27 protein-coding genes and 1 tRNA gene are annotated in these 23,960 nt (G+C 42.3%); 11 read left to right on the plus strand and 17 right to left on the minus strand.

Translation table 11 applies throughout. From position 1 onward, the window contains the following. Positions 1–31: 31 nt before the first annotated feature. The 5 genes from mgtE to ribD all read right to left on the minus strand — a co-directional run bounded on the left by mgtE (position 32) and on the right by ribD (position 4,030). Positions 32–1,384, minus strand: a complete 1,353-nt coding sequence (gene mgtE, locus ACRQ5D_RS23720) for a magnesium transporter (protein ID WP_090525911.1) — start codon at positions 1,382–1,384, stop codon at positions 32–34. Between the two features lie 88 nt (positions 1,385–1,472). Continuing rightward, positions 1,473–2,087 carry an IMPACT family protein gene (locus ACRQ5D_RS23725; RefSeq protein WP_091164463.1) on the minus strand — a complete coding sequence of 205 codons (615 nt, stop codon included), beginning with the start codon at positions 2,085–2,087 and terminating at the stop codon, positions 1,473–1,475. Between the two features lie 9 nt (positions 2,088–2,096). Continuing rightward, positions 2,097–2,375 (minus strand): hypothetical protein, encoded by a 279-nt coding sequence (locus ACRQ5D_RS23730; RefSeq protein ID WP_431200581.1) that lies wholly within the window; start codon positions 2,373–2,375, stop codon positions 2,097–2,099. After that, entirely contained in the window at positions 2,372–2,974 is a 603-nt protein-coding gene (locus tag ACRQ5D_RS23735; RefSeq protein ID WP_431200582.1) for a hypothetical protein, read from the minus strand. The genes ACRQ5D_RS23730 and ACRQ5D_RS23735 overlap by 4 nt, the downstream gene beginning before the upstream one ends. Beyond that, the gene (ribD, locus tag ACRQ5D_RS23740) at positions 2,975–4,030 is read right to left on the minus strand and encodes a bifunctional diaminohydroxyphosphoribosylaminopyrimidine deaminase/5-amino-6-(5-phosphoribosylamino)uracil reductase RibD (RefSeq protein WP_431200583.1); all 1,056 of its coding nucleotides are present in this window, start codon (positions 4,028–4,030) and stop codon (positions 2,975–2,977) included. A gap of 33 nt (positions 4,031–4,063) precedes the next feature. On the opposite strand from ribD, the gene prmC reads away from it, so the two are divergent. Beyond that, positions 4,064–4,927 carry a peptide chain release factor N(5)-glutamine methyltransferase gene (gene prmC / locus ACRQ5D_RS23745; protein WP_176844405.1) on the plus strand — a complete coding sequence of 288 codons (864 nt, stop codon included), beginning with the start codon at positions 4,064–4,066 and terminating at the stop codon, positions 4,925–4,927. 4 nt (positions 4,928–4,931) lie between these two features. On the opposite strand, the gene ACRQ5D_RS23750 is transcribed toward prmC, so the two are convergent. From ACRQ5D_RS23750 to ACRQ5D_RS23760, 3 genes are all read right to left on the minus strand, one after another. Then, positions 4,932–6,041, minus strand: coding sequence for a hypothetical protein (locus ACRQ5D_RS23750; protein ID WP_091164448.1), 1,110 nt, complete (start codon positions 6,039–6,041; stop codon positions 4,932–4,934). Continuing rightward, on the minus strand, positions 6,041–6,676 hold the full coding sequence (locus tag ACRQ5D_RS23755; protein WP_091164444.1) for an ABC transporter ATP-binding protein: 636 nt from the start codon (positions 6,674–6,676) through the stop codon (positions 6,041–6,043). Before ACRQ5D_RS23755 ends, ACRQ5D_RS23750 begins: the two co-directional genes overlap by 1 nt. A 114-nt stretch (positions 6,677–6,790) precedes the next feature. Continuing rightward, positions 6,791–7,780 carry a D-alanine--D-alanine ligase gene (locus ACRQ5D_RS23760; RefSeq protein ID WP_091164440.1) on the minus strand — a complete coding sequence of 330 codons (990 nt, stop codon included), beginning with the start codon at positions 7,778–7,780 and terminating at the stop codon, positions 6,791–6,793. A gap of 254 nt (positions 7,781–8,034) precedes the next feature. Between ACRQ5D_RS23760 and ACRQ5D_RS23765 the strand changes: the two genes are divergently transcribed. From ACRQ5D_RS23765 to ACRQ5D_RS23810, 10 genes are all read left to right on the plus strand, one after another. Then, on the plus strand, positions 8,035–8,829 hold the full coding sequence (locus tag ACRQ5D_RS23765) for a PASTA domain-containing protein (protein WP_090525919.1): 795 nt from the start codon (positions 8,035–8,037) through the stop codon (positions 8,827–8,829). Beyond that, positions 8,807–9,115 carry a rhodanese-like domain-containing protein gene (locus ACRQ5D_RS23770; RefSeq protein WP_091164434.1) on the plus strand — a complete coding sequence of 103 codons (309 nt, stop codon included), beginning with the start codon at positions 8,807–8,809 and terminating at the stop codon, positions 9,113–9,115. The genes ACRQ5D_RS23765 and ACRQ5D_RS23770 overlap by 23 nt, the downstream gene beginning before the upstream one ends. A gap of 28 nt (positions 9,116–9,143) precedes the next feature. Continuing rightward, entirely contained in the window at positions 9,144–10,196 is a 1,053-nt protein-coding gene (gene mltG, locus ACRQ5D_RS23775; protein WP_091164431.1) for an endolytic transglycosylase MltG, read from the plus strand. Beyond that, on the plus strand, positions 10,196–10,603 hold the full coding sequence (locus ACRQ5D_RS23780; RefSeq protein ID WP_091164427.1) for an acyl-CoA thioesterase: 408 nt from the start codon (positions 10,196–10,198) through the stop codon (positions 10,601–10,603). Before mltG ends, ACRQ5D_RS23780 begins: the two co-directional genes overlap by 1 nt. A gap of 11 nt (positions 10,604–10,614) precedes the next feature. Continuing rightward, the gene (locus ACRQ5D_RS23785; protein ID WP_091164424.1) at positions 10,615–11,595 is read left to right on the plus strand and encodes a YihY/virulence factor BrkB family protein; all 981 of its coding nucleotides are present in this window, start codon (positions 10,615–10,617) and stop codon (positions 11,593–11,595) included. A gap of 98 nt (positions 11,596–11,693) precedes the next feature. Next, positions 11,694–11,780 (plus strand) — tRNA-Ser (locus tag ACRQ5D_RS23790). Between the two features lie 166 nt (positions 11,781–11,946). Continuing rightward, the gene (locus ACRQ5D_RS23795; protein WP_091164422.1) at positions 11,947–12,303 is read left to right on the plus strand and encodes an ISAon1 family transposase N-terminal region protein; all 357 of its coding nucleotides are present in this window, start codon (positions 11,947–11,949) and stop codon (positions 12,301–12,303) included. Further along, complete coding sequence (locus ACRQ5D_RS23800; protein WP_256337375.1) at positions 12,296–12,475, plus strand: hypothetical protein; 180 nt, start codon at positions 12,296–12,298, stop codon at positions 12,473–12,475. Before ACRQ5D_RS23795 ends, ACRQ5D_RS23800 begins: the two co-directional genes overlap by 8 nt. A 6-nt stretch (positions 12,476–12,481) precedes the next feature. After that, a complete protein-coding gene (locus tag ACRQ5D_RS23805; protein ID WP_256337374.1) occupies positions 12,482–13,279 on the plus strand; it encodes an ISAon1 family transposase in 798 nt (265 codons plus the stop codon). Positions 13,280–13,424: 145 nt separating this feature from the next. Further along, a complete protein-coding gene (locus tag ACRQ5D_RS23810) occupies positions 13,425–15,881 on the plus strand; it encodes a M1 family metallopeptidase (protein WP_218134380.1) in 2,457 nt (818 codons plus the stop codon). A 298-nt stretch (positions 15,882–16,179) separates the two neighbouring features. Here ACRQ5D_RS23810 and ACRQ5D_RS23815 read toward each other — a convergent pair whose 3' ends face one another. From ACRQ5D_RS23815 to ACRQ5D_RS23855, 9 genes are all read right to left on the minus strand, one after another. Next, positions 16,180–16,521: a PDZ domain-containing protein gene (locus tag ACRQ5D_RS23815; protein WP_431200584.1), complete on the minus strand. Its 342-nt coding sequence runs from the start codon at positions 16,519–16,521 to the stop codon at positions 16,180–16,182. Further along, positions 16,437–17,558, minus strand: a complete 1,122-nt coding sequence (locus ACRQ5D_RS23820) for a S1 family peptidase (RefSeq protein WP_432326816.1) — start codon at positions 17,556–17,558, stop codon at positions 16,437–16,439. Before ACRQ5D_RS23820 ends, ACRQ5D_RS23815 begins: the two co-directional genes overlap by 85 nt. 362 nt (positions 17,559–17,920) lie before the next feature. Beyond that, positions 17,921–18,478 (minus strand): TlpA family protein disulfide reductase, encoded by a 558-nt coding sequence (locus ACRQ5D_RS23825; protein WP_091164417.1) that lies wholly within the window; start codon positions 18,476–18,478, stop codon positions 17,921–17,923. 9 nt (positions 18,479–18,487) lie between these two features. Then, complete coding sequence (locus tag ACRQ5D_RS23830; RefSeq protein ID WP_432326818.1) at positions 18,488–19,801, minus strand: protein-disulfide reductase DsbD domain-containing protein; 1,314 nt, start codon at positions 19,799–19,801, stop codon at positions 18,488–18,490. Then, positions 19,789–20,112, minus strand: a complete 324-nt coding sequence (locus ACRQ5D_RS23835) for a hypothetical protein (protein ID WP_432326820.1) — start codon at positions 20,110–20,112, stop codon at positions 19,789–19,791. The genes ACRQ5D_RS23830 and ACRQ5D_RS23835 overlap by 13 nt, the downstream gene beginning before the upstream one ends. A 32-nt stretch (positions 20,113–20,144) precedes the next feature. After that, positions 20,145–20,366, minus strand: a complete 222-nt coding sequence (locus tag ACRQ5D_RS23840; RefSeq protein ID WP_431200587.1) for a hypothetical protein — start codon at positions 20,364–20,366, stop codon at positions 20,145–20,147. Between the two features lie 6 nt (positions 20,367–20,372). Next, positions 20,373–21,497, minus strand: coding sequence for a TlpA disulfide reductase family protein (locus ACRQ5D_RS23845; RefSeq protein WP_091164411.1), 1,125 nt, complete (start codon positions 21,495–21,497; stop codon positions 20,373–20,375). Between the two features lie 148 nt (positions 21,498–21,645). Then, positions 21,646–23,082: a PKD-like family lipoprotein gene (locus ACRQ5D_RS23850; protein WP_091164408.1), complete on the minus strand. Its 1,437-nt coding sequence runs from the start codon at positions 23,080–23,082 to the stop codon at positions 21,646–21,648. An 11-nt stretch (positions 23,083–23,093) separates the two neighbouring features. After that, positions 23,094–23,948 carry a DUF4843 domain-containing protein gene (locus ACRQ5D_RS23855; RefSeq protein ID WP_176844404.1) on the minus strand — a complete coding sequence of 285 codons (855 nt, stop codon included), beginning with the start codon at positions 23,946–23,948 and terminating at the stop codon, positions 23,094–23,096. Positions 23,949–23,960 lie beyond the last annotated feature (12 nt).

Here is a 23,960-nt window from a genome sequence, read left to right on the forward strand (position 1 = left end):
CTGTGGGGACAGGCATAACCGGCGGGATATATTACTTCAACAAAAGCTTGGTAGCCAACCAAAGCGGTAATAAAAACCCAATACAATCGGTAAAAGTAGTGATGATGATGGATGATGCTACTGCGGGGTCAATCCCTACCCTTTTCAATATCAACGGGATGGAAGCGCCTGTTAAGCCTGCTATGATCAGGTTGCCTGTCATGGCTAAGAACAATACCAGGCCAAGCAGCGGATTGGCATCGTAAAAGAACGCTACTATAAACACGATGAGCCCATTGGCGGCGCCGTTGATCAGGCCTACTAAAAACTCTTTTAATACGGTGTTATAGGCTTGTTTGTCGGAAAGATCGCTTAACGAAATACGCCTTACAGTTACCGCCAATGCCTGTGTGGCGGCATTGCCACCCATACCTGCTATAATGGTCATATAAGCCGAGATAATGGAAAGCTTGGCAACTGTCGAATCAAATGTTCGGATAATGGATGCAGCAAGGAATGCTGTGCCCAGGTTGATCACCAGCCATGGCAAACGGCTTTTTACTGCCTCCAGCCAGTTACCGCTCAATTCTTCATCTTCAGATACACCGGAGATCTTCAGGATGTCCTCGGTGTTTTCCTCTTCCATTACGTCTATAATATCATCCACCGTAACGCGTCCGAGCAGTTTCATGTGATCATCAACAACCGGGATACTAGTAAGGTTATATTGCTTGATGAGGCGGGCTACCTCTTCCTGGTCAAGCTCGGCTTTTACATAAACAAAATCGGTAGTTACCAAATCGCTGATGCGGGCATCGGCGCGGGCCTTGATAACTGTTTTAATGGAGAGAATCCCTTTCAGTATATCGTCATTATCAACTACGCAGATGGTATAAAACTCTTCCATCTCTTCCGATTGTCGGATGATCTCATCAAGCGCATCCTTTTTATCCAAGTTGATGTTTACCTTGATAATCTCGGAGTTCATCAAACCACCGGCAGTATCTTCGGCATAGGTCATCAATGCCCGGATGCTGCTGGCATCTTCATGATCGAGGTCTTCTAAGATCTCTTCCTGGTGTTCTTCATCCAACTGGGAAATGATGTCGGTAGCATCATCATAATCAAGCTCTTCAACTATCTCGGTACGTTTTTCAGGATCGAGGTTTACAAGCAATTCGGCAGGGCCATGCTCTTCGTCCATTTCGGATAAAACTTCCGAAGCGACGTCGGCCGGGAGGATATTGATGATCCTTTCTTTTTCTTCCTGCTGAAGTTTTTCAAATAGTATAGCAATCTCCGAGGCGTGATATTCCTTCAGAACATTCTCTAACTCAGCATCATCGGCTTCGAGCGCTGTTTTAATGCGGAGCAGGTCGGTTTTATCTAATTCAAAAGATTGCATACCCGACTAAATTAAAACAATTAGACCACAATTAAGGAATTAAATGGACACAAAAAGAGTGCCTAAAGTGGCTGTTGTAATGGAATAGTTAGATACTGTGGTTGTATTTAACCTGCGAACCGTTCACCTTGCTTAATTTAAAAAGCGCCTGCTCAACCTGCGTTTTTCGGATAGAAAGCTGGATACTGCAATCATTGTCAAATTGCTGATTAAGTACACCAAGGCCCTCTTCCTTAATGATCCGCATCACATCATTCATTTGCAAATAATCAAATGAGATAGTGTATACGTCATTTACCGTTTTTGAAATGATAACCGAGTGGTTTAATGCATCCTCTGTGGCTGCTTTATAAGCATTAATCAAACCCGGAACCCCTAATAAGGTGCCGCCGAAATATCGGACTACCACAACCAGGAGATTGGTAAGGTCTTTTGACAGCAGTGTATTCAGGATTGGTCGACCCGCAGTACCTGAAGGCTCACCGTCATCGTTAACCCTGAACACCGAACGGTCGATGGTTAAGCGCATAGCCCAGCAATGGTGATTGGCTTTGGGATGTTCTGATTTTAGTCGGGCAACTATTGCCTTGATATCATTTTCAGAACCGATGGGATAAGCATAGGCCAGGAACTTGCTGCCGCGGTCGCGAAAAACACCTTCGGCAGGGTTTTCTATGGTTTTATAAGTATCGTCAAAAAGCATTCAAAAATATTACAGGTGCAGGAAGCCCAATGTTTGCGGGAAATAAATAATGATAATAGCAAGCACCGCTATAGCTATGCCGATTTTATTAAGCAGGCTCAGTTTCTCTTTAAATACAAAGATGCCAACCAGCGTACCAACCACAATAACGCCAATATTTACCGACGAAAACACTGCCGAAGGGCTGTTCGCCAGCGCCTGGTGCGCCTTTAAGTAAAACAGGATATTGCCAAAGTTGGCTATCCCTAATACCCAGCCTATGAGGATATGCGGCAATGAAAATTTCATTTTTTTGCGGATACCTGGTAAATCAAACCAGCAAGGGTTAATATAAACGCAATAATAAAGATGACAAAAATGGCTGTGGTAAAAGGCACATTATTTACCTTGGTAAGCTGTTTTAGCAATACATCAATTACGCCAAAACCGAGGAAAACAATTAACAGGTAAATCCATGATCCCTTTTCAACTTTATTACCGGCAGATTTTTGCCAGGGTATAGAGCAAATGATAGCAATGAAGGCCAGTATAATGCCAATTGCTTTAATTGTGCCGGTGGCTTCGCCAAATAAAACAAATGCTGCCAGTATGGGGATAAACAGGGATAAGCGTTGCGCTACGTCTGTACGAACAATACCGGCCTTGCGCACCGAGTTTGCCATGATTACAAATATAGCGGGAAACAGGATGCCCAGGGCCACGTAATTATAAACAGGCCCGTTTTGGATAATGCTCAGCTGTGGTTTAAAAAAGAACCAGGTGAGCAGAACAGCCATAGAGTAATTCCAGGTAATGGCCTGGTAAACGTCCACATGGTAGCGTTTTGCCAGTTTCAGCAAAATGGAAACGATAACACTACAGCAAATACTTAAAAAAACGAACAGCATTTATATAACCGGCTTATTGTATAACAATTGGAGGCGATCGGCGCCTACAGGATATTCATCGGCAAGTATACCTGTTATTTGCGGTGCTTTTATGCCCTTGTTCAAAACTTTATCACCGGTAAATATCCGTGCCTCATCCCAAATGCCAGCCTCAATAAAAGCATCAAGTGTACGCGCGCCGCCTTCAATAATAACCGATTGGATATCCTGCAGGTATAACTGGTATAAAATATATTGAGGCACAAAGCGTTCAAAATCTTCCAGTGCTATATACCTGTTTTTGCCGTCAACATCAAACTTAAGCTCGTTAAATATTAACGTTTCGGCCGACTGATCAAATACATTCAACCCTTTATTTAGTTCCAGCCTTCGATCTATCACCACACGTTTGGGTGATGGGCCATCCCAGTAACGGGTATTTAATTGCGGGTTATCACTTAGTACCGTGTTTTTGCCTACCAGTATAGCATCTTCTTCACTACGCCACTTGTGCACTAGCTTGCGTGATTCGGGGCCGGTGATCCAGAACTGGCTGCCATCAGCCGGAGCAAAAAAGCCATCCTGTGTTTGTGCCCATTTTAATATAATATATGGCCTGTGCTTTTGTACCTTGGTAAAAAAGCGACGATTAAGCCATTGACATTCCTGTTCTAATACGCCGGTTACTACTTGAATGCCGGCAGCCTGCAATTTTTCAATACCTTTTCCGTCGACCTGAGCAAATGGGTCGCGGCAACCAACAATCACTTCAGGGATTTGATGTTTGATGATCAGATCGGCGCAGGGCGGCGTTTTACCATAGTGCGCACAAGGCTCTAATGAAACATATATAATCGAGTTTTTCAGCAGTTGGGCATAGTTATCAAACCTTTGCGTAACCTGTTCAATAGCGTTAACTTCGGCATGGGCCTGGCCGTATTTCTGATGATAGCCCTCTCCTATTATTTTGCCATCATGAACTACTACCGCGCCAACCATAGGGTTCGGACTAACGTATCCTGCACCCAATTGAGCAAGCTCCAAACAACGGCGCATATATTTTTCATGTTCAAGCATGCTGCAAAAGTAGCTTTTATGTTACTTTGTTGCATGATTACGATTAAGGATGTTTTTGAAGATTACAGGCAGCAGATAAATGGCATTTATGATACTAATGAAACCGAAGCTATTACGCTGTTTGTTATTGCCGAAGTTACCGGTTTATCAAGGGCATCTGTTAAGGCATTCCCCGAAAGAGCGTTAACTGCTGAACAGTCGGAACAGGCGAAAAACATCCTTGCCGAACTAAAAACAGGCAGACCCATTCAATACATTTTTGGTATCACCGAGTTTTTTGGCTTGCCATTTAAAGTAAACCCATATGTGCTGATCCCGCGCCCGGAAACTGAGGAACTGGTGGAATGGATTTTAGAAGGCGAAAGGTTAAAGGCAAAAGGTGAAAGGTTTTCTGTGCTGGATATCGGTACCGGTAGCGGGTGTATCGCCATCAGCCTGAAAAAGAATTTGGCAAATGCGGATGTTTCTGCGATAGATATATCCGAAGGAGCTTTGGAAACCGCCAAAGAAAATGCTTTATTAAATGAAGTTGAGGTTAATTTTATTCTGGCTGATATTTTAAATATTGAGCATAATAAAGAAGAGGCTCAATATAATATCATTGTAAGCAACCCTCCTTATGTTACGCTTGATGATAAAAAGCAGATGCATAGTAATGTTACAGATTTTGAGCCACATACTGCTTTGTTTGTACCAGAACATGATCCGCTGATATTTTACCGGGCCATAGCCGATTTTTCACTCAGTAATTTGATTGCCGGCGGCTTGCTTTTCTTCGAGATCAATGAAAATTTAGGCAATGAAACTGTTGAGCTATTAACTGGTAAAGGATTTAAAAACATTGAGTTAAGAAAAGATATGAGCGGCAGGGACAGGATGGTGAAAGCGCAGCTTTAAAAGGTTACAACTTATCGCTTGCCACGCCCTCAAACTTGTAATAGTTACTGTAAAACAGCCAGTAAGCAATACCAAAGTTTAAAGGAACCAGCACCCAAAGTAGCTTGAACATAATGATCCAGAACAATACAATAAATAACCCCAGGATCCATTGCAAGTACTTATCCATATTAAGGCCAAACCAGTAAAGCAGGCAATGAAACAGCATCGCGGTGCTTAAGCCAACAAACAGCAGTTCAATAGCCATTAGCAAGTTAAATCTGCTGAACAGCCAGATACTTTCGGGGATGAGTAGAATGAAATAGACGCCTATAAAATTTAGAAATAGCTGTGGCCTGCTATAAGGCAAATTGCGGGAAAAGCAAAGGCCGTTCTCTTCAAATTTCCTTTCCTCAAATATCAATACAATATGTGCCGTTATAACAGCAAGGATTGCTATACCGGCAACACGGACATCAGTTTTTACATCAGCAAACACGTAAAACACCCCAGTGATGATAAGCCAGGAAAGCGCCTTGGTAATGAGGTATGGAACCTTGCGCTTATCTAACAGGTGGTAAACGTAAAGGCTGAAATAAGGTTTACGCCATTTGCTGCTTAGTTTTAATAATATAGATTGATCATTGCCATCAACAAGTCCGTTAATTTGCTTTGTATAAATAACTGCACTTAAATAAGTTAAGGCGGTTAAATACAGTAAAATGCAAACCGGAAATAAATAATAATGATTGGAAAAACCCACCCCCACAGCGATAACTGCGTACAATATTACCGGCGATAATACAGCGGCCTGTACCCAAAACCAGCTTATTATTTGTTTCCCTTTGCTCAGGGCATTGCTGCTATAAAATAAAAAATGTTGACTGGGGGCAAAGATTTGCCCGGATACGTAATGCCAGCTTTTAACGGCATAAATAAACCAGCTTATAAACACCAGGATCATTACAACCGAACTGCTGTCCATAGCCAGCATCAGTGCTTTGTGATAGCCTATTAAATATTGGGGAGGCACTACGCCAACCATTGCCAAAAATATAAATAGCAAAATCCCGGCATGCACCCGGAAAAAACCGTTTGCAAAAATCTTTAACAATACATTGGTTAGCGATTTCATCAACTGATAAACTTTAACGTTTGATCTTCGACGAGAAGTTCACCTGATACGGGTAATGAGCCATTCTCAAGTATCTGGTGCGATGACAGTAAAAAGCCGGTTCCCTCCTGCTCGTACCTTTCCCTTATCCAACTATTTAATGTTGCTAACGAGGCCGTATCAATAGTGATCAAAGGTTCATCGAGCAGGATCAATTTGGGCTTGCCCAAAAAGGCAAGTAGCAGGGAAAGCTTTTTCATCATACCGCTGCTGTAAGTGCCAACCGGGCGGTCGACAAAACTTTGTATTCCCATACTTTTAATGTACCTATCTTCCTGTCCTGCCGGGGCGTCTTTAGCATCAGCAAACAGCCTGACCATTTCAGTACCTGTTAAAAAATCTGGAAACACCGGCTCGGCTTCAGCAAAATTAACCAGCTTACGGTAAGCCACCGGTTGTTTTTTTATGCTGATATTATCACCAAGCAATATGTCGCCATTAAACGCCAGGATGCCGGCAATGGATTTTAGCAGGGTGCTTTTGCCAGATCCGTTTACTCCTTTTATCCAGTAAATGCCGCCCTCCAATTGCAGGCTCTCAATTTTTAAAGCAGGGTAATTACCGTATGATTTTATAAAGTTTTGAAATTGCAGCATCGTTGCTTTGATAACAAAATGAATTTGTTGTTACACTAAAAGAGACGCATCAAAGGCGCCTCTTAAAATATGAATTCAAAATAAAATCCGAAATCGAAATCCTCAATTCCGAAATTATAACGTGGCTCCCTCAATAAGCGCGCTATAAAATTCGCCAACATCCATACCTGCAGCCCTCACCTGTTGCGGAATCAAACTGGCGGCAGACTGGCCTGGTGTGGTGTTGATCTCAATAAAATAAAAATCATTACTGCCTTCAAGCAAAATAAAGTCGATCCTGGCCATGCCGCGGCAGTTGAGGCGGGTATACACCTCGGTAACTATGCCAGCAATTTCTTTAACCTTTTCAGCCGAAAGGTCGGCCGGAGTTATTTCTTGTGTTACACCAGAAGTATATTTCGCCTCGTAATCAAAAAAATCTTTTGAGGTTATAATTTCTGTAGCAGGTAATACCTTTATTTTACCGTGCAGGCGTGCTATACCAATACTGAACTCGCGGCCTTTAATAAATTCTTCTACTAACACCTGAGCATCTTCCTGAAATGCCCTGTTCAATGCTTCTGGCAGGCCGGCTATGTTTTGAACCTTGCTCATACCCACGCTGCTGCCACCATTATTAGGTTTAACAAACAACGGAAATTTCAAATTAGCTGCTATGGTGGCAACGTCATGCACATCGCGCTCAAATAAACGCATGGAATGTGCGGTATGCAAGCCATGGATCCCGTTCACGATAGCTTTGGTATAAGCCTTGTTCATGGTAATGGCCGATGTTGTGGCATCGCAGGTATTATAAGGGATGCCAAGCATATCAAAATAGCCCTGCAGCTTTCCATCCTCGCCGGGGCTGCCATGAATGGTGATGAAGGCAAAGTCGAACTTTATTTTTTCCTGATTAAGGGTGATGGTAAAATCATTCTTGTCAACATCAACTGTTGCATCATCTGCTTCAAAAAACCATCTGTCGCGGGTAATTAATATAGTATAAACCTTATAGTTGCTGTTTGATGCCAGGTTAGCCGCAATATTTTTTGCACTGTTAAGGGATACTTCATATTCGCCGGTAAAGCCTCCGGCCAAAAGGGCAATATTTTTAAGACTCATTTTATTTCGGATTTCGGATGTTCGATTTCGAATTTATTTCCAGGAGCAACGAAAGCGACCTGATTTCGAAGTCGAAATTAGAATAAATATCATTGCAAATAATACTAAAGTTTAAATTTTGAGTCTAAAACTCCTGAAATTCTATAATAATTAATTCCGAAATCGAACATCCGAAATCCGACATCCTAACACCCATATCCAAAATAATTCCTATGTTTGATACTTAATTAAAAAGGATACCCTTACATATACTGATGAGCAAATTTGGGGCTTACTTAAAATCAAAATCATTCCGGAATAACTTATTAATGGCTATTGTAACCGTGATAGCCGTTGTTTTAATAGCTTTTTTTAGCCTTGGTTATTATACCCGTCATGGTTCGGGCATACCCGTACCAAAGCTTAAAGGTCTTTCCATTGATAAAGCTATGGATATTTTAAAAGAGCAGGGATTTGGCTATAAAATAGATTCTGTGTATGTACAGGACGTGGCCCCTGGTACTATCGTTGAACAAGACCCGGATCCCGGGACCAACGTTAAAGAAAGCCGGGTAATTTACCTTACCATGGTAACCCTGCAGGCACCAAATGTAGCTTTGCCCGATCTTGAACAAAGCAATTATCGCGAAGCTATAGCTACCATATCAAATTATGGCTTAAAACTGGGCGATACAACGTACCGTTCGGATATTGCCCGCGACCGGATCCTGGAGGTACGTTTTGGCGGACAAGTGATAAAACCAGGTACCAAGATCCCCAAAGGCTCAAGAATAGATTTGGTTTTGGGCGATGGTGAGGGTGCAAGCGAAGTGGAAATACCGGAACTTGTAAACCTTGACCTTGATGCCGCCCGATTTGCTATAAAAGGCGCCGGCTTAACCGTTGGGATCATTACTTACCAGGGGACTATTACCGATTCCACCAATGTGGTTGTTGTTTCGCAGTACCCGATGAAGACCGATTCGTTAAGCAAAACAAGTATTGGCACGCGTATAAATCTTACTGTTTCACAAGGCACCAAAACCGATGCAGCTCCACCGGCAAATTAAAGCTTCCGAACTGCTTGAGCGCTTAAGCAAGGGTGAAAGCCTTAACCTGCTCGACGTGCGCGAGGTTATTGAATTCCATACTTATAATATAGGTGGTGATAATATACCACTTTCAAATTTGGAGAATACGCTTAACAGTTTACCCTACAACAAAACAGATGAGATAATCGTTATGTGCAAAGTTGGTTTAAGGAGCGAAACTGCACAAAACATATTGGAGCGGCATGGCTATAACAACGTGCGTAATTTAAGCGGCGGATTAGTTGCCGTTCAAAAATTAAAATAAATACAACAAACACCATCTATTCAATATCATGACCGCGGAAAAACAAGGATCAGGCATGCTGAAAAAAATTATTATAGCGCTGGTAATCATTATCGTTGTGCTTTTAGGCTTTACAGGTTTCAATTATTACCTCAAATACTTTGGCCCCAACGTTACGGATAAACAGGAGTACTTATACATTCACACCGGCGCTACTTTTGGCGATGTTTTTAAAACCATACAAGATGAGGGCACAGTGAAAGATACTGCTTCATTTGGCTGGGCCGCCCGTAATATGAATTATATTACCCGTGTAAAACCAGGTAAATATCGCCTGCATGAAGGTATGGGGAACCGCAAGCTCATCAATATGCTGGCCTCAGGTACACAAGAGCCTGTTAGAGTTGAATTTCACGGATTGCGGCTTAAAGAACAGTTTGCGGGATTTATCTCGAAAAAGATTGAACCGGATTCAATGGCGATTATCCGGCTGCTTGATTCGGCGAGTTTTGTAAGTAAATATGGTTTTACTACCGATAACGTTTATACCGTGATCATGCCCGACTCATACCAGATGTACTGGAATACGAGCCCGGAAAAGTTCTTCAAACGAATGTACGACCACTATCAGGCTTTTTGGACACCTGAACGTAAACAACTGGCTGCTGCAATAAACTTAACCCCACAAGAAGTATCTGTCCTGGCATCAATAGTTGATGCTGAAGCGCTGCATGATGATGAAATGCCCGCCGTAGCAGGTTTATACCTTAATCGTCTTAAAAAAGGAATGAAACTGGAGGCCGACCCTACCGTGATCTTTGCACTGAACGACTTTACTATAAAACGCGTGCTTACCCGCTACCTTTCATATAACTCGCCATATAATACTTACCTGCATACAGGTTTGCCCCCAGGTCCTATCATGATGCCATCGGTTAACGCGGTGAAAGCAGTGTTAAACTATCAAAAGAGCGATTACATTTACATGTGTGCTAAAGCCGATTTTTCAGGCTATCATGCATTTGCAACTAACGTGGCCGACCACCTGGTGAACGCGCATAAATTTCAGCAAGCCCTTAACGAGCGTAACATCCGAAGGTAATGTTTGAGCACACTACTAAAATACGGGTGCGCTATGGCGAAACCGACCAGATGGGCTATATGTATTACGGTAACTATGCCGAATTTTATGAAGTAGGCCGTGTGGAGATGCTTCGCAGTCTTGGCCTTACTTATAAAGGCATGGAAGAATCGGGCATTATGATGCCTGTGCTCGAGCTTCAATGCAAATACCTAAAGCCTGCTTTATATGACGAGGAGATCAGCATCAGGGTGATCATGGATAAGCTGCCAGGCATCCGCATCCATTTCAGGTACGAACTTACAAACCCCAAAGGCGAACTTATTAATACCGGCGAAACGCTGCTCGTATTCATTAACATGAAAACCAATCGCCCATGCCTGCCACCACAGGATTTTACCGATAGATTAATGACCTTTTTTAAGTAAATTTGGTATAAATGAAATGGCTGCACCGCTTTTTAATCCGGTTTACGTTTTACAGGTACATCATCGAGTGGACGAAGTCTGTCATCATTCCGGGTTTCAGGCCGTTGCCACTATACACCGTTATTGATTTTTTTGTAAAGGAAATCACCAATAACTCGCTTATTAACCGGGCCTATGCACTAGCCTATAGTTTTATGCTCGCCGTTTTTCCGGCTACTATTTTTTTGTTCACGCTTATCCCCTACGTGCCCATAAAACATTTTAAAGGCAACCTGATGATGGTGCTGGCCTCTGTAATGCCTACAAATGCCTATATGGCGTTCAGAGAAACCCTTTTTGATATTGTAAGCAATCAAAACGGCAAGCTCCTTTCATTCGGTTTCCTAACAACCTTGTATTTTGCAACTAACGGGGTTATTAATCTTATGAAGGCCTTTAATAAATCCTCATTAATTGAGGATAAGCGGAGCTGGCTCAAAAGGCGCCTGGTAGCAACAGGAATCACCGTAGCTATAAGCTTCGCGTTATTACTAGCCATTTCCATACTCATCCTGGGGCAATCCATTATCCGGTTCATCCAGTCGCATGTGGCCTCCGAAAATCACTTCTGGGTTTACCCGGTGATGCTTTTCAGGTGGATAATTATTGTAGTAATTATTTTTGTGACCATAGGCTGTTTATACCGCTACGCTCCTGCACATAAAAAGAAATGGAATTTTATTAACCCTGGCTCCATACTGGCTACGGCACTGGCAGTTTTAACTTCACTGGGCTTTTCCTATTATATCAACAATTTCTCGTCGTACAATAAAGTTTACGGATCCATTGGTACGCTCATCGTTGTGATGATCTGGATGTATATAAACTCATTAATTTTGATAATCGGGTTCGAATTAAATGCGTCCGTAGAGCTTTCCAAGCGTACAATCCGTATTGTAAAACCCAGATTTAACACTTTTCGGGCAAAAAAGACCGACCAGTCAAAAAATTAACTTATTATTAATCAATAGATTATATAGATTATTTAATTAAATCAAAAAAAGTGAAATTGAAATTTGGCAATTCGCCCCGGATTTGTACTTTTGTCCCCGGAGAGTTGGCAGAGTGGTCGATTGCGGCAGTCTTGAAAACTGTTGAACTGTGAAAGGTTCCTGGGGTTCGAATCCCTAACTCTCCGCTGATTTTAATATCAAAGTATTTAGAAGCCTGCAAATCAAATGATTTGCAGGCTTTTTGTTTTTATATCAAATGCTCAAAATTACCATCGATTCAGGATCAAGCAGAAAAATTGTGGGGGAATAAAAAAATGGTTGCTTTGCAGGCAGAAATAAAAACGTCCACACTTGTCAGCTGCATACGAAACCCTTGTCCGTCTTATCTTGCCCGAAGGGCTTTTGGAATACTTTGAACTTACTGATGTCCTTTCCTCTGAGAACGGCCAATTGGACATTTACCTTGAGGAAAAGAATCTTCCGCCAGCAGGTTATGACAAGCAACAACTTGAGTCGAAAGGATTCTTACCGGAGACAGCTATCCAGGATTTTCCTATCCGGGGCCACAAAGTAGCTCTTTGCATTAAAAGGCGCAGATGGGAAGTTAAAGCAAGTGGTGAGATCATCACAAGGGACTGGAACTTAGTTAGAAAAGGAGCGCGAATGACAACGGAATTCGGCACTTTTTTAAAAGGTATATTTGGATAATAACCCGATCAGCTGTCATTTGTTAGGGCGGCTTTATACAGTTGATGGCAAACAGCTACAGCAGCAATACAAAGACTTTCTGAGCGATTTTCATAGCTGGGATCAAAAAGAACATGCAGATGAATGGATGCTGTTTGAACAAAATATAGGGTCATCGCTAAGCATAGACTAAACAACATTGAGCAATGGTGAACTCTATACCATTATCACCAATAAGGAAGCTAAAGGTGGCAAGAAGGCAATTGTAGCTATGCTAAGGGGCACACAAACGGAGCAGATCATAAAAGTTATCGAACGCATACCGCTGCGTAAAAGGAATAAAGTAAAAGAAGTGACGATGGATATGGCGGCAAACATGATCAAAGCTATCCGCAGGTGTTTTAGCAATGCGAGCCGTGTGATCGACAGGTTCCATGTGCAAAAATTAGCATATGATGCACTACAGGAAGCTCGTATAAAATATCGGTGGGAAGCGCTGGATGCAGAAAGCAGGGCAATTGAACAAGCCAGGCAAAACAAGCAATCTTATCAGCCTGAGCTATTCAGCAATGGCGATACACTAAAACAATTGCTTGCCAGAAGCCGCTACCTGTTGTTTAAGCATGAGTCCAGGTGGACTGCCGCACAAAAAGAAAGAGCCGATCTGCTTTTTCCACGATACCCGGAACTGCTCAAAGCTTATAAACTGGCTATAGGATTGGGTAATATATTCACCATCTGCAAAAGCAAGCAAATCGCCTTTAAAAGATTAGCGCTATGGTATAATCATGTGGAGGATGCCGCAATTGATGCATTTAAGACCGTCGCAAGATCTGTTCATCAACATTATGAATCTATCCTGAATTTCTTTGATAACAGGAGCACAAATGCCTCTGCCGAATCTTTTAATGCGAAAATAAAAGCTTTCAGAGCTACTTCAAGAGGTGTTAGGGATACTACTTTCTTCTTATTCAGATTAGCTAAAATCTATGCTTAACCTTTTAATCCCACAACTTTTCCTCATGACCCAAAAGAAGAGCGATAAGGTGAGGGATGACAAAAACCGATAATTTAAATTTATAGTACTATGTTATAAATAGTACTATAAATATTGTATATTGACCCTAATTATTCAGTAGGACATGAAAATATACTATATCCTTTTATTATCCGGAGTTTTTTTGCTGACAATGGTACGTTGCTCATTAGCCCAGGACAACAATTATCGTCAAAGCCCGGCGAGGGTAAATGATTTGGTCCATACCAAACTAGATGTACGCTTTGACTATAAAAAGCGCTATTTATATGGTAAAGAATGGGTTACTATAAAGCCTCATTTTTATCCAACGGATTCGTTGAGGCTCGATGCGAAAGGGATGGCTATCCACACCATAGGGATCCTGGCAGGTGGCAAGATAAGCCCGCTGAAGTTTACTTACGATAGCCTTAGCTTGGCGATCAGGCTCAACAGGACTTATAATAGTTCTGAGACCTATACCGTTTTTATTAATTACACCGCTAAACCTAATGAACGCAAAGGGCTTCGCAACAATGAGAAAGGATTATATTTTATTAACCCGGATGGTACCGAAAAGAATAAGCCGATTGAGATCTGGACCGAAGGGGAACCAGAAAGCTCCTCCGGCTGGTTTCCCACAATCGATAAGCCTAATCAAAAGACTACTTCCGAGATCAGCATGACCGTACAGGCTAAATATGTCACGCTATCCAACGGCAGGCTCGCCTCGCAAAAGAAAAACAACGACGGTACACGTACCGACACCTGGAAAATGGAATTGCCCAATTCCCCTTATTTGTTTATGATGGCAGTAGGTGATTTTAAAATTTACCATGATCATTGGCACGGTAAAGAAGTGAACTATTATATTGAACCGCAATATGCTTCTTATGCAAGGGATATGTTTGGAGATGTGCCGGAGGCCATAAGTTTCTTCTCAAAAATTACCGGCGTTGACTACCCCTGGAATAAATATGCCGCCATTGTGGTGCGCGATTACGTCAGCGGTGCCATGGAAAACACAACCGCCAATGTTTTCGGCAGTCAAAGCACCCGGCGCGAATTATTGGATCAATATTACAGTTCGGGTGTGGAGCATGAATTATTCCATCAATGGTTTGGTGACTATGTGACTTGCGAAAGCTGGAGCAATATAACTTTAAATGAATCATTTGCCGACCTCGGAGAGATTCTGTGGCTGGAACATAAATATGGGAAAGATGCCGCTGACGAACATTTACAAAACGGATTACAGGGCTATCTTAGCAATCCTGACAACGCTAAAATACCGCTGGTCAACTTTCATTACCAGGCTATACATGATGCCTTTAATGGGGTAACCTATCAAAAAGGTGGACGTATCCTCAACATGCTTCGTAATTACCTTGGCAATGAGGCTTTTTATAGGGGACTGAATATTTACCTGACATCAAACTCTTTTAAAAGTGCCGAAGCACAGCAGTTACGGCTGGCCATGGAACAGGCCTGCGGACTTGACCTGAACTGGTTTTTCAACCAATGGTACTATAATGCCGGGCACCCGGTTTTGGACATCAGCTACCACTGGGATGAATCCGCTAAAACAGAATATGTTTACATCGCTCAGAAACAAGATGGGCAAGTTTTTAAACTGCCAATAGCGATTGATATTTACATTAACGGCAAAACAGAACGCCATAAAATTTGGCTGAATGCAAAGGCTGATACCCTTTCCCTTAAATTGATTGCCAAACCAAACCTGGTCAATGTTGACGCGGATAAAGTACTGGTGGCTCAAAAAACTGATCACAAAACTTTGGAGCAATTTGTTTTCCAGTACTTCAACGCCCCTTTATATCTTGACCGGTACGAAGCCCTTGAAGTCTCTGGAAATAATCAAGGGGATAAAGGCGCTCAAAAAGTAATCTTTGCCGCATTAAACGACAAATTCTCTGGTTTACGCCTCAAAGCCCTGGAAACGTTGGCCAGCGATAAAAAAGACTTTATGACTCTGGATAAAGACCTAAAAGACATCACTCTGCCGCGAGTAATGGAACTGGCAAAAAATGATGACAACACTTTAGTGAAAACTTATGCATTAAGAATACTCGGCAGCTTAAAAAACCTTAAGTATATGGAGATTTTCAAAAAAGCCCTATCGAGTCCTTCCTACCAGGTTGACGCGGCGGGGCTTATTGGAATCAATGAGGTCGATCCCGTTGCCGCTCTGAAATTTGCGGCCAGATTTGAGGATGATAATATAGGCGACTTGACGCAAGCTATTGTCAGGGTGTATGCAGCAAGTGGAGGAGATGCCAAATGGCCTTATGTTTATCAGCGCTATGTTAACGGAACCTTGCAGGAACAAATTCATCTGACCGAAAAATTCTCCAGAATGATAGAAAGTTTGAAGAATCCGGAATATGTTCGACAAGGAATTGCCGAGCTCAAGTATATGGGAATAACCTACAAAAAAGACGGTGCAGCTCCATATATTATCAAATATTTAAAAGCGGTTAAAGAAGCACGGGATAAGACAAATGACATAACGGCTTCAAAGGATATTACAGAAGCAATGAAGCTGATCGAAAATGCTAAATAGGCTTTCAATTTCCTGCTCTGTACGGTTCATCTTCCGAACTAGATTTGGTTATCCGAAAGCAACGGTTCTGAATGAGTTAGCAAGATCTAAAGTAGGCCGAAAGAACCTGCAGCAATGCGAATGGACTCTTGTACGGATAATTAATTACCCTCTTTGCTGTCGTTAATGGCAGTTACTATAAATTGATTTACTGCGACGGCTGGTATCGTAATTGTGCTTGTTCTGCTCAATCTTGCTATATTAATGCCCAAAAACTTTCCGGTGATATCAAATACGGCCCCTCCGCACTCCCACGGTTTTATTCTTGCATCATGAACAAATACATTCCCAAACCCATCTTTTCGAATGCTTTTCCCCCTATGAAGTGGTCGGCCGGATGATTGGTAATTTTTTGGGTTGGATATTTTAGGGCGACTTTTTTTATTAACTTTTCTCCCTTATGATTGATTGTTATTAAAGTAGTATCTCCGGCGCGGAATTTTTGAAGGGCTTTAAACATATCCAGTTCGTCATTTACAGTTTTGTCATCAATTGCTAAAAGCTCATCGCCGGTTATTAGTCCGGCAGCCTCAGCCGCGCTGTTGGGCTGAATAAAAGTAAATAATAACGTCTGTCCCTTTTGCCGGGCAACAGCTCCCAAATAGCCGTAGCTGGTTTTTTTGGCAAGCTTACGCCAACGCTTCCCAAAACACTACTACAATACGGAGAATCAGCGCGAAGAGAAATCAAAAAACTACCCAAATCGTTATTACTAAGTGTATCTGCCAATAACATTCCAAGCCTGATACCTTCCTTCCCTAACTTTGAAACGGGCAATAATATCACAAGGTCATTAATTCTGTCTCGTCTGATAATATTTGCCTTAACAGTCTTGCCGCCCGATAATGTAATAAAAGGTTCCTCGCCAATCATTGAACTTTTAGTCAAAATGATATCTGAATTTTTGAAAGCGGTTTTTACATTGACATCATCTAAAGAAAAAATGGTCCCTGCTATAATCTGTTCCTTACCATCAATAACACTCTTAATATTTACACAAGTTGTTTTAAAACGCTTGTTCACACTTTTAAAATACTTATCTGGATTTTCAGCTGCCGGAAAATTATTGGCCGGCTGATTTTTTGAAACTACATTTGTATCCAAAGGCAGGGAAGTATAATTCTCTAAACGGGTTAGTGCTGTATAATATTTACGATAGGTATCTACGGGGATTTCATAATTAACATCCTCCGACTGCTCGATGCCGCTATGGATTCCGATCAAACGGCCAGACAGATCAAACAGGGGGCCGCCCGAATCTCCCGGCTCCATCACGCAAGTTGATTCCATAAAACCATACTTGTTATTTAAATTAGTGATATGTCCAAACCTTACATCAGGTTTGCGTTGTTCCATGCTTTCCGGGTAAGCAATGCTAATACATGGCTGGTTGATTTTGACATCCGAATACCAGCCCATTTCGACAAACGGCCAATCCCCTTTTTGGATTATTTTGAGCATGGCAGCATCCGGCAGCATAAATGTTGGTGCAATGGTAATACGGCCCAAACCACGGGCCAGGCACATTTTCCCATCGGGAAATATTACCTGATAGGTTTTGCCGGGCATTACCACATGTGCTGCGCTTAAGATCTCTCCTCCGTTGGAGACTACAACACCACTAAACTGCGCACTCATCCGGCTATACTGTAAAGTGTCATATTCCCACATCAATACACTGGCAGCATAACCTTTTTTATCGCAGTTTTTATATTGTCATGTAGTTGCGTAGCTCCGGGCTTTTGTATCCGCTTATCAACATTTTGCGCGTTAGTAACCTGCAGGTTCCATAAGCACTGCAGGAAAAAAATAATAAAAACCGTTTTGTCATTATACATTATAATTGAACCGTAGCGTTGTCCAAACGCTGCTGTTTAGGGTATCTGCCGATGTAAAAAGAGCCGGTATCAAAACCGGCTCTCCGGAAATTAAACTAAAACTGATGGAAAACGTCCTACCGGGACTGTCTTTATGATAGCCAGTGCTATCCTTATAATTTCTTAATTGTTAAAGATCTTTTTGAGCTGTATATCGATATCAGAGGAAGTGGGATTTATTAAAATCACATTCCCCTCAGCATCAAGCACAATTGCAAAGGGTACCGACTGGATACCCAAAGCATTCATCATCACTGATGTATCTTTGCCATCCTCATATTTATCTATTCCCTGTTGCCAGGGCATTGCTTCTTTAAGCATGGCGTTTTTCCAGGCTTTATTGTTTTGATCAATTGAAATACTAACTATCTCGAATCCTTTAGCGTGGTATTGTTTATATAACTCCTTAAGGTGCGGAATAGCCGCCCTGCACGGCATACACCACGAGGCCCAAAAATCAAGCAGCACCACTTTACCCTTAACCAACGGTGATTTGATGAAGTTGCCATCGGCAGTTTGTAACGTAAAAGCCGGCAAAGGTTTTCCAGCTATTAAATTTTGACTTGCTGTAACAGTATCCTGCTTTTTTAATGATGAAGCATTTCCATCCGCCTTCCATCCGGTGCTTAGGGCAAGCGCTACGGGTGTTACCAACAGCAACCTTTTAAAGTTTATTTTCATTGGGCTTGATTATAAAACCTGTATTTCAATTATTTTTCTTTTAGGCGGAAAACATTTGTTGTTATCACAAACCTGGTAATAAAGCCCGCATTTAATTACAACGCCGGGTTTTAATGAGGCTGCGCTTATTTCCGTTTTAAATGTTGCAATGCCCTCCCAAACAAACATGCCTTCGCCACCGGTAAATGGTACCCCGGCCGATGCTTGCCACTCGCCGCTTGTTACACCTTCGGGCAACTCAATAATAGGTTGTGTAGTAATAAAAGGGCTGTCTTTAGGTACATAGGCGTAAATATGCCAGCCTTGCAAAATCTCAGCCTTAACAACTACCTGCTTTTTTCCGTTTGCTTCATTAATCAATGTTGCGCTCACCGTCACCGGATCGGTACGGGTTGGGATAGTTGCAGCATTGGCAGTTTTAATGTTGCCGGTTGATACGGGCACAATTGCCGCTGTTTCTGTTTTGTAGGTATTCACCATAAACTTAAACCCGCCGGCTTCTGTATAATAAAAGTTGGGCTTGTTTTTGGTTAGCCATTCACGCCATTCTTTGGCAGATGTGAATTTTTCGGTGGTATATCTTTCCAATACCCTTTGGGCCAGGGCAGGCTCCTCTCCTTTCTCAAGCATATTGATACATTTTTCAAGCAGCTCGATTTTGCGGTTAGAGATCCCCAGCTTCTTTGCATCCTCATCCACCTGTAACGAGTAAGCATCAACCGGATAAAAATACTCGAGGTTATCCCGATAGTACTTATGATAGGCCTCTACGTTAGTACCAAAAGCATCATACATGCCGCTGCCGGTCCAGCTTTTAAGATATTCATCAAAACTTTGTACATCATCGGATACGGGCATCTTTAAAAACGCCTCGTTACCTTTACCAATATCCTCGCCTTTGGCTTTACGATCTTTAAGTTCCTGCTGCATTTTTAGCAAGCGGGCGTTACCTTCTTTCCGGGCTATCAGCGTTTTTTGATATAACGCTTTATCGCTACGGTAAATCATTTCATTTACCCACTCACGGTTTTCAATTTGTACTTTTTTCATGATGGGCGCCTGGTGATCAAACTTTTTGATGTAGCAAACTGTGTTCACAAATACATCTTTAGCTTCATCGGTCATATGATTTGGCGAAGCAGAAAAGCCCCACATAAAATAATTACCCTGACGGCCTAACGCTACTGCTTCAGCATTTTTTAAGCAAACACCGCCACTTATAGCTTCGGCATCCGGCGAATCGTTAAATCCCTCGCCATGTGCCACCATGCCGATAATGTATTTATCCTTAGCTGCAGGATCCTCTTTGATCACCTTCCACATAGGCAGTTCCTTCGGGGTAGTTGCTCCCTGAAAGCCGTTAAAAAAGAACCCGGCGTAGGCCTGTTAACTAAAGTTAACTTCACTTTTACAGGTGTATTAAATATGACATGACTGGTTTTGATGTTCAGCGCATCGTCTTCCAAACACTGACAATACCAATCAAACTTAAGTCCTATCGGCATGCCCACATCGGGAGCCAGCTGATGCATCAAAATAATAGGCCTGTCAAAATTGGCAGGTAATTTTATCGGCCCCGCATCGGCAATTGTTACGTCGACATTGGCAGACATCGAGGCATCGTAATCCCTCACATCCACAACTTCAACTTTGTCAAAGCGCGTTTCTAAAAAGTTTTAAAATCGGCCATACGGGTTTTCCAGGCCTCATCTACCGCGCCCGCGGCTGTGCTGTAGTAAGTAATATGTTCGGGCTTAGGTTTTGCGGGATCATATCCTACATATAAAACATGGAGTGCCATTTTGCCAACTCTATGTTTTATTACATCACCCCAAGAGGCTACGCTAAACATAACACAAAGCAGAAAAGCCAAAATGATCTTTTTCATACCTGCTTAATTAAAAAGTTCGGCAAGTTTCTTATTGAGGTCTTCCCCGCGCAGATTTGTGCTAATAAGTTTGCCGTCGCGGTCTACCAGGAATGTAGCAGGTATAGCCGAAACGCCATAAAGACGGGCAACGCTGTTGTTGTTGCCATTCAAGTCGCTAACCTGCGGCCATGTCATACCCTCCTGTTGCAGAGCTTTCAGCCATTTGTCACGGCTGTTGTCAAGCGATACCGAAAGGATTTCGAACCCTTTATCCTTGTACATTTTATACTGGCTTAACAGATTTGGGATTTCCTGACGACAAGGTGAACACCAACTTGCCCAAAAATCGACCAAAACGATTTTACCTTTATAATCGGCTAACGATAAGCGTTTGCCAGCAGGGTTGACCTGAGTAAAAACCGGCGCCGGGCCACCTATTTTTAAACGGTAATGTGCATCAATAAATTCTTTGATAGTTTTACCATTATCAGTTGCCTGGATTGCCGGACTGAAGGTTTTGAACACCTGTTCGGCTACTGTAACCGTTTTTTCATTAGATGCAGTGCCGAACAGCGCTACCGGTGCAAAGAACGAATCGGGGTGCGTTTTGGCAAAATCGAGATTTTTGCGCTGAAAATCGGCAATCATTTTATAGTGATGGCGGGCAACCGAATTGGTAAATGCGGTATCATTCACCAACTCGGGCGCTGCCGCAATTTCAGCATTAGAAATATGATCGATGTCCCATGGCATCGGTCCTACAGCTTTCACATAAGCCGAATATTCATCATATGTTTTGGATCCGCTCATCTGGGCGTTTGCCAGGGAATCTTTAGAAACTATATTAAGCGTTTCATTAGAAAAATTAAAGTAGAGAATATCGCCGCCATGGGTGGCAATCTCCCGGCCGGCGCCTTTATGATCAAGTGCAAGGCGTACAGAACTGTATGAGTTCATCCTACCTGTGAAATGAAAAGCGCCGTTAACTAATGTGGTCGAATCTTCATGCCCCTTGCCGTCTGTCATAAAGCTTAAATAAACTTTCTGACCGTTGAGATTGCCAATCTGCCCATTAATAGCGAACTGGTTAGTTTGGCCGGCGGCGTTCAACGCAGCCATGCTCAAAATTAAGTTTAGTAGTTTTTTCATTTCTTTATATGTTATACATCGAGTCGACAGGTTACGTTATACTTTTCAAGGATGAAACGCTCTTGTTAATGTCATGACTGCGGCCAAAAACACAAAAATCATTCATGCTGTTGGTTAATCTTTTATGTGGTTTTGATTAGTTAGTTTTTTATCTGCTCACAATGTCAACCGGTTCGCCCGGTATACCGGTTATTGTTTTGGTGATATTACCGGTTTTAGAAACACTTACGTCAAGTGTATAAACTGCCCCGTCTGCGCCAACAGTAAGGGTGTTGTCATCCAAACTGATCTTCATCATGGATACCTTTTTACCGCCAAAGTCTGCGTCGAGCTGTCTTATATCTTCATTAATTGGGTTATAGCGGTAAATTTTCCCTTTTGATGAAAAATAAAACACATTTAAGCTATTCACCACCCATTTGGTATTATCATCAATTAAGGCGCTGCCTTTAAATGTGCGTTTGCCCAGCCCTTTAAATGTCCGGTCATCGCCCATAGGGTAGCTAAAACTTAGTTCGGTTATGGTACCTGTCGCTGTTTTAAAGAAAGCATAGGAAGGGCCACCTTCTGTAGGTTTCATGAACAACAAATTATCGTATCCTACATTTTTAGGGTCAAAGCCAGTGCTTGCGGTATCAATCTGGTAATTGGTGCCAGAGTAAGTACCATCGGCCCCGAAGGTAATAAAGGCTTTTCCTTTAAGATTGTAACCGATAAAAAACGAGCTTCCATGTGTAAAATATTTAGACATGGTGTAATCACCGCCCTGTTCGTTGGCAAATTTGCCGTAGTCATCAGCAAAAGGAGCTGTTGAGGATACACCTACATATAGCTTACCATTGATAACCCCCGTTGGCACTGTTCCCATTTGTACGGGGCCTAAAAATGGTTCCAGATAACCCGCATTGATGACGGCCGGCGGCGAGAAGAACTGCGCTGCAAAATCCGTTCGTTTTAATAAAGTACTGGCATCAAGCACCACCCCGCTTTTATTAGGATCGTTGCTTAGCACCCAATATTCCTCTTTGGTATTGGGTTGATAAGGGAGTGGTTTTGAATAGTACAATTGAACCGGATTGATAGGCAAATCGCCTTTATTAAGTGATTTATAAATATCGCCCAACACCGTTTTATCGGGTTTTACAAATGATAGTTTGGTAACCCCATTATCGTTACTCAACACCAAAATACCTGCCGAAAACTGGGTCGTACCTGTAATTTTGAAAGGGAACGTATAAAATAATCCGTTCCGTTTGTCGGTAATTGTAAGCTTACATGCGCGGTCGCCGGGGCCTAAATTGTAGACCATTTTCAAAGGGTAGCCTTTGTAAACTGCTTCCCGGAGTTCTTCTTGTACGGTGATGTGCCATTCAAAATCAAGATCCTTTAAGGGATCCGCACCGGCCAAAGTAACCTTGGGGTTTATGGTGAGCGTATCGCCCAGCAGGGCTGCAAATGTGGCGTTATTAATGCCGGTAACTACCGGCTCGGAAGGTGGCGAGTATACATAATTGCCCAGGTCTTTTTTACATGAAGTATAAAATACCATTATGAGCGCCAATAGAGCTATCGATTTAAATTTCATGACCTAAGTGTTTAATTGATAATAACCTGCTGACCATTTTCATCAACAAAAAAGTACTTACCTGCCTGCGCATAATACTTGAGGTAAAACTTCTTACCGGGCGAAGAAGAACTATAAAAATCATAATCGTTGCTTCCATCGGCCCTTTTGGTAAGCACATAACCTTTTTCCGGGTATCTTGCTACCCATGCAAACGGATCATTAATAAAGGTCCTCACGTTATCTATATAATACAGTGTACGCGGAATCTGCAGATAAGCGTTCGGTTTTGACATATCAACCAGATCGGTAGTGCCCGAAGAGATCAGGAACAACTGGTGTTTTATCCTGCTATAAGGGCCCAGGTTACCCATCCAGTAAATCCACCATGCCGGCTGCTCCAAACGCGACGAATAGAGGATAGATCGTGTCCTTAATGCCACAGGCAATGACGAATTAAAATCCTGACCACCCGAAACAAGAATGGTAAGCATTACAGACTTATTTGCAAGTTCGGGGTCGCTGTTTTTAATGATCACCGGTACCTTTACAGTACCCGAATCAGCAGGCATAGCGTACGATGGCTTAAGCGCTTCATAATGCAAACCAGATTTGGCCGTGGTAGCCGTGTCAACTACGGTTATCGCAAACTTCCTTTCAGTTTTTGATCTTTGCCCCGAAATAATTATTGGCACCCAAATGGTATCCTGCGCCAGGGTAGGATTATAGGCGAAGGAATAGGTTAATATCGATGTATCCTGGCTGCCGTCTTTATTCTTATAATTCAGATAAATGTTATCCCTGGAGCCATACGTAAGTAATTGGTCTTTTTTGCAGCTAAAAAGAGCCGCTACGACCACTAAAACATAAAATATCTTTCTTTTCATTGTTATAAATGG

Origin of the sequence: Mucilaginibacter sp. P25 (genome assembly GCF_050859465.1) — a bacterium.
GTDB classification, from domain to species: Bacteria; Bacteroidota; Bacteroidia; order Sphingobacteriales; family Sphingobacteriaceae; genus Mucilaginibacter; species Mucilaginibacter gossypii.

Bases quoted from the DNA above. Each gene is read 5' to 3' on its own strand.
- mgtE (WP_090525911.1), bottom strand. From the start codon at position 1,384: ATGCAATCTTTTGAATTAGATAAAACCGACCTGCTCCGCATTAAAACA.
- ACRQ5D_RS23725 (WP_091164463.1), bottom strand. From the start codon at position 2,087: ATGCTTTTTGACGATACTTATAAAACCATAGAAAACCCTGCCGAAGGT.
- ACRQ5D_RS23730 (WP_431200581.1), bottom strand. From the start codon at position 2,375: ATGAAATTTTCATTGCCGCATATCCTCATAGGCTGGGTATTAGGGATA.
- ACRQ5D_RS23735 (WP_431200582.1), bottom strand. From the start codon at position 2,974: ATGCTGTTCGTTTTTTTAAGTATTTGCTGTAGTGTTATCGTTTCCATT.
- ribD (WP_431200583.1), bottom strand. From the start codon at position 4,030: ATGCTTGAACATGAAAAATATATGCGCCGTTGTTTGGAGCTTGCTCAA.
- prmC (WP_176844405.1), top strand. From the start codon at position 4,064: ATGATTACGATTAAGGATGTTTTTGAAGATTACAGGCAGCAGATAAAT.
- ACRQ5D_RS23750 (WP_091164448.1), bottom strand. From the start codon at position 6,041: ATGAAATCGCTAACCAATGTATTGTTAAAGATTTTTGCAAACGGTTTT.
- ACRQ5D_RS23755 (WP_091164444.1), bottom strand. From the start codon at position 6,676: ATGCTGCAATTTCAAAACTTTATAAAATCATACGGTAATTACCCTGCT.
- ACRQ5D_RS23760 (WP_091164440.1), bottom strand. From the start codon at position 7,780: ATGAGTCTTAAAAATATTGCCCTTTTGGCCGGAGGCTTTACCGGCGAA.
- ACRQ5D_RS23765 (WP_090525919.1), top strand. From the start codon at position 8,035: ATGAGCAAATTTGGGGCTTACTTAAAATCAAAATCATTCCGGAATAAC.
- ACRQ5D_RS23770 (WP_091164434.1), top strand. From the start codon at position 8,807: ATGCAGCTCCACCGGCAAATTAAAGCTTCCGAACTGCTTGAGCGCTTA.
- mltG (WP_091164431.1), top strand. From the start codon at position 9,144: ATGACCGCGGAAAAACAAGGATCAGGCATGCTGAAAAAAATTATTATA.
- ACRQ5D_RS23780 (WP_091164427.1), top strand. From the start codon at position 10,196: ATGTTTGAGCACACTACTAAAATACGGGTGCGCTATGGCGAAACCGAC.
- ACRQ5D_RS23785 (WP_091164424.1), top strand. From the start codon at position 10,615: ATGAAATGGCTGCACCGCTTTTTAATCCGGTTTACGTTTTACAGGTAC.
- ACRQ5D_RS23810 (WP_218134380.1), top strand. From the start codon at position 13,425: ATGAAAATATACTATATCCTTTTATTATCCGGAGTTTTTTTGCTGACA.
- ACRQ5D_RS23820 (WP_432326816.1), bottom strand. From the start codon at position 17,558: ATGAGTGCGCAGTTTAGTGGTGTTGTAGTCTCCAACGGAGGAGAGATC.
- ACRQ5D_RS23825 (WP_091164417.1), bottom strand. From the start codon at position 18,478: ATGAAAATAAACTTTAAAAGGTTGCTGTTGGTAACACCCGTAGCGCTT.
- ACRQ5D_RS23830 (WP_432326818.1), bottom strand. From the start codon at position 19,801: ATGTGGAAGGTGATCAAAGAGGATCCTGCAGCTAAGGATAAATACATT.
- ACRQ5D_RS23840 (WP_431200587.1), bottom strand. From the start codon at position 20,366: ATGAAAAAGATCATTTTGGCTTTTCTGCTTTGTGTTATGTTTAGCGTA.
- ACRQ5D_RS23845 (WP_091164411.1), bottom strand. From the start codon at position 21,497: ATGAAAAAACTACTAAACTTAATTTTGAGCATGGCTGCGTTGAACGCC.
- ACRQ5D_RS23850 (WP_091164408.1), bottom strand. From the start codon at position 23,082: ATGAAATTTAAATCGATAGCTCTATTGGCGCTCATAATGGTATTTTAT.
- ACRQ5D_RS23855 (WP_176844404.1), bottom strand. From the start codon at position 23,948: ATGAAAAGAAAGATATTTTATGTTTTAGTGGTCGTAGCGGCTCTTTTT.